9 protein-coding genes are annotated in these 12,228 nt (G+C 45.2%); all 9 read right to left on the bottom strand.

Features of this window, described 5'->3' with window-relative positions; all coding sequences use genetic code 11:
* Window positions 1-8 precede the first annotated feature (8 nt).
* The 9 genes from M1K58_RS16170 to M1K58_RS16130 all read right to left on the bottom strand — a co-directional run bounded on the left by M1K58_RS16170 (window position 9) and on the right by M1K58_RS16130 (window position 12,147).
* Complete coding sequence (locus M1K58_RS16170) at window positions 9-1,184, bottom strand: copper amine oxidase N-terminal domain-containing protein (RefSeq protein ID WP_256759888.1); 1,176 nt, start codon at window positions 1,182-1,184, stop codon at window positions 9-11.
* A gap of 379 nt (window positions 1,185-1,563) precedes the next feature.
* Complete coding sequence (locus M1K58_RS16165; protein WP_256759887.1) at window positions 1,564-1,959, bottom strand: pentapeptide repeat-containing protein; 396 nt, start codon at window positions 1,957-1,959, stop codon at window positions 1,564-1,566.
* A gap of 197 nt (window positions 1,960-2,156) precedes the next feature.
* Window positions 2,157-2,612 carry a putative iron-sulfur cluster-binding metallochaperone gene (locus M1K58_RS16160; RefSeq protein WP_256759886.1) on the bottom strand — a complete coding sequence of 152 codons (456 nt, stop codon included), beginning with the start codon at window positions 2,610-2,612 and terminating at the stop codon, window positions 2,157-2,159.
* Between the two features lie 477 nt (window positions 2,613-3,089).
* Window positions 3,090-3,533, bottom strand: coding sequence for a cell wall hydrolase (locus M1K58_RS16155; RefSeq protein WP_256759885.1), 444 nt, complete (start codon window positions 3,531-3,533; stop codon window positions 3,090-3,092).
* Window positions 3,534-3,676: 143 nt separating this feature from the next.
* Entirely contained in the window at window positions 3,677-3,952 is a 276-nt protein-coding gene (locus M1K58_RS16150) for a hypothetical protein (protein ID WP_256759884.1), read from the bottom strand.
* A 143-nt stretch (window positions 3,953-4,095) separates the two neighbouring features.
* Window positions 4,096-5,010 (bottom strand): phosphotransferase, encoded by a 915-nt coding sequence (locus M1K58_RS16145; RefSeq protein ID WP_256759883.1) that lies wholly within the window; start codon window positions 5,008-5,010, stop codon window positions 4,096-4,098.
* 634 nt (window positions 5,011-5,644) lie between these two features.
* On the bottom strand, window positions 5,645-10,480 hold the full coding sequence (locus tag M1K58_RS16140) for an S-layer homology domain-containing protein (RefSeq protein ID WP_256759882.1): 4,836 nt from the start codon (window positions 10,478-10,480) through the stop codon (window positions 5,645-5,647).
* A gap of 446 nt (window positions 10,481-10,926) precedes the next feature.
* Window positions 10,927-11,226, bottom strand: coding sequence for a hypothetical protein (locus tag M1K58_RS16135; RefSeq protein WP_256759881.1), 300 nt, complete (start codon window positions 11,224-11,226; stop codon window positions 10,927-10,929).
* A 477-nt stretch (window positions 11,227-11,703) separates the two neighbouring features.
* A complete protein-coding gene (locus M1K58_RS16130; protein WP_256759880.1) occupies window positions 11,704-12,147 on the bottom strand; it encodes a class I SAM-dependent methyltransferase in 444 nt (147 codons plus the stop codon).
* Window positions 12,148-12,228 lie beyond the last annotated feature (81 nt).

The raw sequence follows: 12,228 nt of genomic DNA, 5'->3' as shown, positions 1-12,228 counted from the left end.
ACTCCTCATCACCTACCTATAGTGAAATAGAAATTAGGAGAATCATTATCGGGCGTTCCTCTATAATCTAACTTAATATCCCCGAATTTTTTTGTATCACGAATAATCTTAGCATCATAGCCAATGTCTGTATGATCCTTTAAATATTCAGATACTACATAGTCCGTAATTCCTTCACCATTTTTCTCGCCGAATATGGCCATAAGCGATGCTCTTAATTTTTGTTCGTAAAATGGTACAACCCAACCATCTTTAGCATCTTGCCATAATCTGTTTACTTCCAACACAATCGATACTTCCTTTGAAAACCCCGAATAGTTCCAAGAATCTGCAAGATTAAAGACTTTATCTTCCGAGAAACTATAACTGAAATAGCTTTGACCATTACGAGCAAATAGTTCATTCCTATAAAACGATACTACCGCGATACTACCTGTCGATCCTTCCGGATCGCCTTCGTAGAAAGCGGTATGAACAAAATGATTCTCGTCCAATAGAACTTTAGTCGCATTATAAATTTGCTCGTTAATCTTAGGATTAATCTCCGTTTTCAACGAATAGTTAACAGCATCCTCAGCTTGAGAAAACTCGTCTGCGCGGAATAAGAATTTACCACCAACTGGCTTAGCCCAGAAGAAGCTAATCATTCTATCAATCTTAGGATTGTCAAAAACCTCATCCCCAGGAAGCACGTACTTAAACGCAGGAATTGGCTCTACTTCTTCTTTGCTATTTATCGTGATAACCTTCCGATCTCCATCCCACTCAAAGTAAACACCAAGCGCGATAGCAGCAAACCGAACGGGAATGAACAAGCGGCCGTTCTTCATCTCCGCTTTTGTATCCATCGTGATGCTTGTCCCATTAACCTTCATGATCGGGTTACCAACAGTAATCGTAGCTTCATTGCCATCCCGTAGAAGCGTCGCTGTCTGAGTCTTATTGCTCCATTTCACATCCTTACCAGCCATACCAATTGCATTAGCGAAGAACCGAATAGAAACCATTGTCCTTTGATCATTATTCACATACGGATCTGGCTCACCTGCTGGAGTCTTAAATGTTTGTCCATCAATAACAAAGGTAACGTCTGGTTTAGAGGAAGTCGCTCCCACGCCCCCCACTAAAAACAATCCCACTCCCATAGCCATTATCAACATTAATGCCATCACTTTTTTCATCATAATTCCCCCTCAATTTGATAGAAGCTCGGGCTTGTCTTACTCCAACTCCTTATAAAAGACATAAAAAAAGAGAAAGATCAGCGGACAACGATAAAAAAGATGTCTGCGGGTGCTTCCTCGCGTTTAATATCCTATTTTTAGTTAACTCATTATATTAATAACATCTTCCATTCGTCAACAATTTTTCTCACATTCTGACAGAAATTGCTTAACCCAATATTCACTATGAACAATCCAGCATTTTTTGATATCCTATAATTACCATAACTATCCCACTCCACACGACGGACGAAGGAGCATTCCTATGAATAAAACAATCCTGTTATTCTGCTTAATCATTTTGATATCAACAAACTATAGTTCTCTATTAGCTTAATAATTAAATACGTTCCCCTGCCTCGTTATAATGAATATTTTTAGGAATCGATTCCCCATTAAAACGGTAATCGGGATGATTCTCAATCAACTCTTTTATCAAAACGCTATTTATTTTTAAACCATCAATTACACAATTATCTATCGTTAGATTTACAAGATGCGAGTTGGCGACCGTAGCCCCCTCCAAAGTTCCAGCATCAAAATTCAATCCATACACATCACACCGATTCATGCGCATGTCCCACCATGCATTACCTTCCATATTCATTTCAGATAAATTACTGGCTCGAACCGTAGTACCCGTTAAGTCGACATGAATGATTTGGGCATTTTTCATGTTTGCATATCTAATTGTTGTCTCATTTAAGTTAGCATTTTCAATCGTCGAGTTGGTCAAATCACCCGAATAAAATTTACCACTTTATTCATTCATTTTGGACACATCCATAATATGGTATTTCACCAACAATGAATTCGCTGCTTTTATTCAATTCTCCTGCCCAATAGCTTAATAGGCTGTCTATCTGCTGGCAGCCTGTTGTCGTTACTCTAAAGTTCCCCGTTAGTTGAGTAAATCCAAATTTTTTTGCTAATTTACACCTCTTTGAGACCCCGTAAAAAAACGTTCACATTACCTAAGCAACAAGCCCCTTGGGGATTATTTACTTCACACCCACATCGCCCCGCCTGAACATGAGATTTGATTTGTTCAGCAGGTTTTGGGTCGCTTCCAACGCTTTGAAGAAGCCGCTCTCTCGTCCAATCAAAACAGTAACACACAGGCACATCTGTACTCTGATTTTTTTGGTATACTTGCACCTTTATGTCGTTCTCAACAAACGTTTGCGAATAGTTCCCGCTGAAGTAAACGATAGAGCAAGCAGGGTTAGAACAAAAAACGTAAGAGTTCTCGGGTTCAATGATTTCTATTGCTGATGATTTAAGCAAAGACTTGAGCGTTATGAGTTGCACATTCTTGCCTTTTTCACCGCATGATGGACACTCCGTTTTTATAGCTTCTGTATTATTTGATGGTGCACAACAATCCATCTAAAATCGCGCCCTTTGTCAATGAATTAATTATTCGTACTCCCTTAGATAATTATCGCACTTATTGTTAGAAAATTATAATCTACACTTACTGCCCTTTAGTTGAGTAAAGGTAGTATAGCTCATTTGCAACTACCTTTACCGAGGTGATTAGAAGAAACGGCGATACAACTCTCGTCTTCGCTCTCCTCGGTTCCTCAAAAGCAGCCGTTCAGTTTCTAATAGATTTTTCAAAATGCATCACCCCTCTATCACAAAATTCTATGTACTAAGATGAAATCCCTTCGCACTCGTAACTTTCCTCCATCGATCGGGAACCAGACAATGTTCTTGACAATGACAAATGACAAGAACTTGATCCGATAATAAATAAAGCCCGCAATTTAAGCAGACTTCATTCGGTCAATGTTCTTGTCAGCCGACAAATGGCAGTGACCAGTCAGGTCAAGAGATACTGAGCTCTATTCGTTTATAAAATTATAACGTATTATATACACTTTCACATTCTTCCGCGGTCGGTTCATAAAAACAGTGCTTCTTCCATCGTCCTGCTTGCGGCTGATTATACCAAGTTGGCGGACATGGTCCGGGATTTTCGAACGTTCCTGGACGGAAATACCATAGGGAGAATTTGGCTGGCCAATTCCGCTCCCCATTCACAGCCCGTTGCGCCAGACGGCGTTCCCTCTCTCTTGCGTTTTGATAGTACATACCATGCTGCAACGCTTCGAATGCATGAGGCTGGTTGATCATTTGGGGAATTGTGCGGAGTCCTTTAAAATCGGAGCAATTCGCCCTTATTCGGTTAATGCCAACATTTCCAACAAGGAGCATGCCCATTTCGCCTTCGGTCTCAGCTTCAGCACGAAGCAACCTTGCCAACATATCAATATCCTGTTTTCTGGCTTTTACGACTGCCATTGGCTCACCTCTTTAGATTTCTAGACTCATCATATTGTAGGTGAAGCGGATGTGTTACTCTGGCAAAACACTACTATATTAGTTAAACAGGCTACCGATTATTTCGGTAGCCTGTTCTGGTGAAGCTAAAGTGTTCTGTTCGCTTAATCTTCTGTTCTTATAAGCTTTTCTACAACGCCTATGTCTTCCTCAGCATCTTTGGCTATGACTCTCAACGTAATGCCTAATAATAAACTGAATATAGCAATCAGTAATGAAACGAGCGTTAAAAGCTTTTCTAGCGGTTTGTCGTTAATATCATAGTAGATAAGCTCTTTAAAGTTGCTTGTGTTATAGAAAATAATCATTAAGAGAAAAAATAATACACTTATCAAAATGAGCCAAACTGATAATTTCTTTACTCTTTCAAAGTAGCGCATAAATTCAGCCTCCTATTGTTATATAACAGTAGCTGGACCAATGACCACTAAACATCATTAGCAGTCAACAATCAGTCGGAAATCGGCTTGGTACATCCGCTAATGCTAAGCGCAAAAAACCGTCAAAATGTTGGCTTCACCCCTTAATCAGCGAGAGCACGTTTTATGTTCGTTCTTGCTTCATCAACCAACCTTTCATCTTTATCATCAATTGCCTGCATCATTATCAAAATGGGAATATATATGGCAATCAATCGAGCTAATATCTTCGTTTCTTCATCTACCTCCCCATATTCTTTGAAAAAGTCAGAACGCGCATCCGGAGGTAAAAAGCTATATACAACATTCAAGTCACAAGCAGGATGTCCTATATTGATATCTCCCCAGTCAATAATCCCTGTAACTCTTCCATCCTCATCTACCAGAATATTTTTAAAATGAAGGTCACCATGAAGGAATACGTACTTTTGTTTCACTCTTTCAGTTCTGAGCTGTTCCAAATAATTCGATATTGCACGATATTCGTCTTCACTAAAATGAAGGGCAAGGTCGGAAATGAATTTATGCATCTTTTCCTTACGCATCGCAATATCAGTCAAATTTCTATGGTCTTGTTGAACTCCATTTTCTTGGGCGATTTCCACAGGGAATGCATGTAGACTTTTTAAAAATTGTGCGAGCGTTGTTACTGATAACGAACGTTGCTTGTCAGTTAATCCGATTGGAAACCCTCCGGATAAATAGGGGTAGCCTAGGAAGGGTGCAGGATAATCATAATCCCCTTCCCCAAAAAACATCGGTAAAGAATATGCAATGGAAAAATAATCTTTAAGCTTTGGTAGTATTTTTCCTTCCATCCTTATAGAATTAATTGCAACTTCTCTTCTTGGAAAGCGAAATACATATTCGGCCCCGACAAGAAAGACAGTGTTATCCCAACCATATCCTAGTTTTTGCACGCTTTTTGAAGCTAACTGTGGAAACTGACTGCTTATTAATTTATAAGCCAATTCTTCTGATACTTCCCATTCTGCATCCCATTGATTCGAACTACTCATATCCCTTTATCGTCTCCCCATTGCACCTGATTAACTAGGTCTATTAAGTAGGATTCATCTAATTTATACTTACCTAACTGATCAAGGTTTCCGTTGATATAATAAACAAATCGACCCAAAAATCCATTTTCAATTGCCCTGCTCAGATATTTTCTCTGGTTCATCAATAACCTTACTCAAGATTTTCTTGCGTGGTCCACTTTCTCACCCCTTACTATATTAACTAAAAAGGAAGCTTATTGTTTCGCATAACTACACTTACTTAATTAAAACGAGCAAGCTGCCGCTGTGCCTGCTAGTTTGTGTACTCGATTCAACTATAGTTCTCCATTAGTTGAATAACCGAATTGGCAGTAGCATTCCAACCTGCATACAGCAGTAATATACGAATACAGCGCATCAATTTCCTTCCAGTACTTTATAGATATCAGCGTCCGGCCAATACTTGCAAATTTCCCTATAACGTTCATCTTCAGGGACGCCACCGCGCCGGACGCGGACTTTCCGCTATCGTTGGAAATAAAAAAGATGACCCCGAACAAACAGGAATCATCTTAAACGGTCGTTTCGTTTTTTATTAATGAATGAGTATCTCGATGAGTTTTGGACTGATTTCTTTGCTTAATTTCTTGTCTTAATCGATAAAATGCACGTATTGCAGGAACCTCTTCAGCATAACCGCAGCCTGCGCCCTTGTCGCATACTCCGTCGGCGCGAAGCGTCCGTCTTCCATCCCTTTAATAATACCGGCTTCCGATGCTCGGACTACCGCTGCTTGCGCCCATGAAGAAATGGAGTCACTATCCGTGAGAGCGGCCAGACGGCCGCCCTCTTGCCCATCGCCACCGGTTCTATGGCCGGTGAAGGTTAAGGCGCCGCCGATCACCACGGCCATTTGCTCGCGGGTAATCGGGTCGTTGGGCGCAAAACGTCCGGCACCGATGCCTCTCACCAGCCCGCTCGCCACCGCCGCATCGACCGCAGACGCATACCATGCGGATGCAGGAACATCCGCAAACCGGGCACCGCCCTCGCTCTCCTTCACGGATAGCCCCAACCCGCGAACGAGCAAGGCCGAGAATTCCGCTCGAGTAATGGTTCCCTCTGGCCCGAAACGGTCGGCCGCCACACCGTTCACCAGTAGCTTGGACGCCAGATGCTCCACATCCACCTTCGCCCAGTATCCGTTTAAGTCGGCGAACGGTCGGGCCTGCACATCTACGACTGTGTACAAGCTGTTATGCGGCACGTTCAGAATCGCTTCCTTTGTGCCTTCTGGACCGGTTTCCAGCTGTGCCGGAACAAAAACGACGGTTCTGTTTGCCGGGATATACTGAACGGCAACCAGGTTACGGTTCGTTTTCTTTCCGTCCAATTTAATGGTCCGGATCAAGTACGATCCGCCGAAGTCGCGCACCTCCAACGATTGCCCGTTTGCTTCCGCCGTCACCTTGTAGTCGATGACGTTGGCGAATACAGTAAAACCTTGGGAAACGCCAATCCGTTCGATCTCCTGTCGAACATCCTCGCCGGCCTGCTCCTGAATGATGCTCACGGTCAAATCCGATACTTCCGCGTCGAGACGCTCCGCCAAGCCGGTCAGATCGATCACGCTTATCCGCAATTGGAAGCTGGAGTCGTTCAGCCTCACCTCGATAATCGCATTCGGATAAGCTTTGGCCATATTCGAGATCCAGTCAGCCGGAAAATGTGTCTGTACCGCTTGTTCCTGATCGCCGATTTCAATGCTGACAAACGGTTCCTTCGCATCTTTCAGGAGTTCCAGCACTCGCTCCCTCGTCCGTTCGGAGAGGTTGACCTGTTCGATCACCGTGCCGTCCGAACGCTTAACCTGTTTGATGTCGGATGGATCGACAAGAGCCGTAATCCCTCCATCCGGATTTAACTTTACGGTCGTCTCCGAAGTGACCGGTCGAACGACGTTACCAGACGAAGACGATGTTGAGATGCCGGTGACGATAATGGCTTTCATTGCTTCATTGCCTGCTTCGTCTCGGGCATATACGGTATAATCGCCGTTGGCAGTAATGGTGAATTGCTGCGCGGCCAAAATATCGGTTCCTTTCGTTCCGCCGGCAAAATCAGCCTCGCTAAGGCTTCCAGCCAGCCAACGGAGCTCCGTCAGCGCATTACCCGCAGCGACTCCATACACGTTTGCCGTCACGCTGATCGCTTTACGTGCCAATCCGTTCGGTGCAACCGTCAGGGTAACATCGGGCGGTATCGCCACGATACGTATTCCGCTCGTGTCCGGTGCTTCGTACGTCAGCGAAGCGGCGGCTCCGCCGGAGGCGCGAACGATGTTTGCGCCATTCGGGAGCTCCAACGCGGCGGCAACTTCAATACCGTCCACATCTGCGAGCCCGGCCGGTACTTCGTATTCGAAAGTAAGCTCCGTCAATGCCGTGCCGCGTGCTCCCGTATACGGCGCATATACCGTCTGAGTGACAGAATCGTCTCCGATCATGATCGGAACGGTCGGTGTCCCGGTCACGGTTACTTCGTATCCGTAAAACACCTTAAAGCGAAGCGTGTCGCTCGTACCGTACAAATCATTGGCCGAGGTGGTTAGCACCAACCCCACCCAAGCGGCTTCAAATTCCGCCAGAGCCTCGCTCAAACTGACAGAGGCCTCATCCAATCGAATCTGAGATTGGTTTTCCGCATCGTCGGCAATAGCCTGCGCCGCATCTATCGCGGTCTGCAGGGCAGCTCGGTCGTCTGCCGATGCCTGCCCTACATCCGTACCTTCCGGATGATCCGTCAGTGCCTGCTGCGCCGCCGTAATCGCTGCGCTCAGCGCTGTCTGAATGCCCGGTTGAATAACAGCGGTATTAAAGACTTGAACCGCTGAATTTAACTGGCCGACGGCAGTATCCAATTGATCCTGCGTGTAATTGTTTGCGTTATCGACAATCAGCTGCGCAGTACCGATGGCAGTTTCCAGCGCGGTTCGAGTTCCGGCCGACGTCTGCCCCACGTTTACGCCTTCCGGATGATCCATCAGCGCCTGCTGCGCCGCCGTAATCGCTGCGCTCAGCGCTGTCTGAATGCCCGGTTGAAGAACAGCCGCATTAAAGACTTGAACCGCTGAATTTAACTGGACAACGGCAGTATCCAATTGATCCTGCGTGTAATTGCTTGCATTATCGACAATCAGCTGCGCAGTACCGATGGCAGTTTCCAGCGCGGTGCGCGTTCCCGCCGACGTCTGCCCCACGTTTACGCCTTCCGGATGATCCGTCAGCGCCTGCTGCGCCGCCGTAATCGCCCCGCCCATCGCTGTCGGAATGCCCGGTTGAAGAACAGCGGTATTAAAGACTTGCACCGCTGAATTTAACTGGCCGATGGCAGTATCCAATTGATCCTGCGTGTAATTGCTTGCATTATCGACAATCAGCTGCGCAGTACCGATGGCAGTTTCCAGTGCGGTTCGAGTTCCGGCCGACGTCTGCCCCACGTTTACGCCTTCCGGGTGATCCGTCAGTGCCTGCTGCGCCGCCGTGATCGCCCCGCCCAGCGCTGTAGGAATGCCCGGTTGAAGAACAGCAGCATTAAAAACTTGAACCGCTAAATTTAACTGGACAACGGCAGTATCCAGTTGATCCTGCGTGTAATTGCTTGCATTATCGACAATCAGCTGCGCAGTACCGATGGCAGTTTCCAGCACGGTGCGAGTTCCGGCCGAAGTCTGCCCCACGTTCACACCTTCCGGATGATCCATCAGTGCTTGCTTCGCCGCCGTAATCGCTGCGCCCATCGCTGTCGGAATGCCCGGTTGAAGAACAGCGGCATTAAAGACTTGCACCGCTGAATTTAACTGGCTGACGGCAGTATCCAATTGATCCTGCGTGTAATTGCTTGCGTCATCGACAATCTGCTGCGCTGTATCAATTGCAGTTTCCAGCGCGATTCGAGTTCCAGCCGACGCCTGCCCCACGTTTACGCCTTCCGGATGATCCGTCAGCGCCTGCTGCGCCGCTGCAATCGCTGCGCCCAGCGCCGTCGGAATGCCCGGTTGAAGAACAGCGGCATTAAAGACTTGCACCGCTGAATTTAACTGACCGACGGCAATATCCAATTGATCCTGCGTGTAATTGCTTGCGTTATCGAGAATATGCTGCGAAGCATTGGATGCGGTCTGCAGTGCGGTGCGCGTACCCGCTGACGCCTGCCCCACGTTTACACCTTGCGGATGATCCGTCAGCGCTTGTTGCGCCGCCGTAATCGCTGCGCCCAGCGCCGTCGGATCGCCGGCTGTGATAATCACGTCTTCGAATGTATCTATCGCCGTTTCCAAATTTGCGACAGCCTCTTCCAATTCGCCCTGCAGATATTTGTCGGCCTGATTGAAAATTTGCTGGGCTGCAGCTATCGCGTTCTGCAAAGCGCTGCGGTCTCCCGCCGACGTCTGCCCCGCGTTTACGCCTTGCGGATGATCCGTCAACGCTTGCTGCGCCGCCACGATCGCCGCCCCCAATGCCGCGGGATTGCCGGCCTGGACAATTTGCGAATTGAATGCCGCGATTGAAGAGGTCAGTGGGGTTGCGGCGTCAGCCAGGTCGGAGGCGACGGTTGCATTCCCGATTCCTTCGATAAAAAGCATGGCTGCGTCATAAGCTGCAGACAAGTCGTTGTAAGCATTGGCCGGCACTTGTCCTACGCCGGTGCCCGGCAGATGACTTTTCAACAACGACTTGGCGCTAGCGACCGCTTGAAACAACTCCGTTCCGTCCACAAACGTATGTCCGTTGTTCGGCGCATAAGCGGCTGCAGGTGAATTCGCATTTCCAAATATTTTCAGATTGCTCGGATTACCCGCAAATACGCCTGTCCCAAAAGTTGTTGCTTTGCCTAACACCGTTACGCTTGTCAGGCTGTTATTATAGAATGAGCTACTGCCGACATTCGTTACACCGGCCGGGATGACCAGTTTCGTAATGTGATTGGTGTCGAAAGCCCCGCCATTAATCGTCTTTAAATTTTCCGATAATCTAATCGATGTCAAACTATTCATATAAAAAGAATAGTTGCCGATAGTCGTCACACTGTCCGGAAAAACGACGGTTGTAAGCGGATTGTTTTCGAATGCGCTGGCGCCGATCGTTAACAAGCTATCAGGAAGGTCTATGGAAGTGAGGCTAGTATAACGGAATCCATACGTTTGAATGACTTTCACGCTGTTCGGAATCACGACGCTCGTAATTTTAGGTTTACCCGTACCGTACGTATCAAATGCTGATCTCCCAATCTCGGTTACCGCCATCCCCTCGTACGTACCGGGTATAACCACGTTCAGATCCGTGCCCCCGTAGTCCGTAACAGTTGCGCCGTTGGAACCGACTGTATAAGTAAAGTCGTTCTCGGCTGCATATACAGGTCGAATCTGCGAGAATGAAGTCCCGAACGCAAATAATGCAATTAATAGACATAAGAATGAATTTTTCATGATTTTTCTCCTTTACTATAATGGTTGAAACGAGATGAAGATGAGAGCAGAAGCTTGTCGAATGAACGGGATACAGATAGGTTTCTGCGGTTTCTACAACTGGACGACTACTACATTTCATTATAAAGACGGCCAATAAAAGAATAATGAAAGAATCAGCCAAAATCGCGCAGTATCAAGCCTTGCGAAATTTTGACGTTTTTGTGAAATCGGCTTTCGAATACTGCCGTTTTATCTGTAAGTGATATTCGAGGGTTCATAGGATATACTTTTTGTACATGTCATTCATCCGCTCATCTCGAATAGGCTTAGGAAGTCCAACTTTCGTAAAGTAAAGACGGATGCTTCCGATGCTTATCTTCTAGCTAGCTATTAGCTGGTATAACTGAACAAGCTGCCGATATTGTCGGCAGCTTGTTGTCATTGTGCTATCGTGTCCCTTTTACTTAACTTAATGGTTCGAACTCGTCTAACGGTGTGATCCACACTTTGTATATAATCTCTCCGTCCACTACCTCGTTTGAAGTATTAACCCTAATTTTCGACTTGTTGTTGCTTGCCCATTTCGGAAGGTGCTCAACTAAGCTGGAGTGAACTTTATAATCTGGTGTCGCATATCCGAGATTAACAATTAAACATCCATAGAAGTCAGGATAAAGCGAATCAACCCATTGGGATACTTCCCAATCAGAGTCCATCTTTCTATTAGCCTCTTTGTATCTAACGTTAATCCATTCAATGTCCATTTGCACTCCCCCCCCCCTTAAAAGGTGATTACTGCTACACGCTTATGTTCAACCCATTCATCATCCGGCAATGCCCTTCAAATCTTTCTTTGTGTAGTTTATACCATCGTATCCAAACATGATCTGATTGCTCATGGATTCCAAATGTGCAATGACCAACTTACCGGTTCTTGATGGCTCGTGCGAGCACTAAAAAAACCGGCGATATAGTTTCGTCTACGTTCCACAAGCATATAAAGAAGAAGCCACTCCGACAATGGAGTGGTTTTCTCTTGGATAGAACTTCTATCTATTTATTAGCCAAAATTGTAAATTCCCATGGAATGTTTTCATTTTTCCAACCACGATGCTCATCAAATTTCATTAACTTAAAACCAGATGTAATAACGGAATTTATTATTTCGCTAAGAGTATAAAGCCTAATCGAAACATCTGGAAAGTCTTGTTGCTCCTGTTCCTCGAAATAATGTTTATATGCTACATCCCCACTATGTAATTCTTCGTCAAAGTAACTTTGTTGGATTTGATATTGGATTCACCCTCTAAATATAACATGTCAAAATGACCACTATACATTTCTAAGTTTATATCATAAATATCAGTAACAACATATTGTATAGGTACATTCGCCGTATCCGCCAGTTCTAGGGCATACTTTTTATTTTCTTCCGATATATCAAATACGGTTACATCTGCGCCTAACAGTGCTAATGGGACTGCTTTTCTTCCATTTGAACCACAAAGATTAGCAATCTTTTTTCCTGCAATCTGTTCAAAATATTGCTTATGTTTTTTTAGCTGTGCTTTGGGATTATCCAATATTTGTTTTGCCTTATCCTTAGGTGAACCATCTCGTTTGTTCCAAAATTCATATGCTCGATGTTCCCAAGCTATCTTATTTTTAGCACTTTGTTCATTCATACTAGTCAAATCTCCCTTCATATTAATTTATTCTGATTAGCGTTGAATATATATGCATTTATATTTATAATTATACATAAA

Source organism: Cohnella sp. WQ 127256, from assembly GCF_024519285.1.
Classification (GTDB): domain Bacteria; phylum Bacillota; class Bacilli; order Paenibacillales; family Paenibacillaceae; genus Cohnella.
Note: the sequence above shows the minus strand (reverse complement) of the source record. Positions and strands in the feature narration are given on the sequence as shown.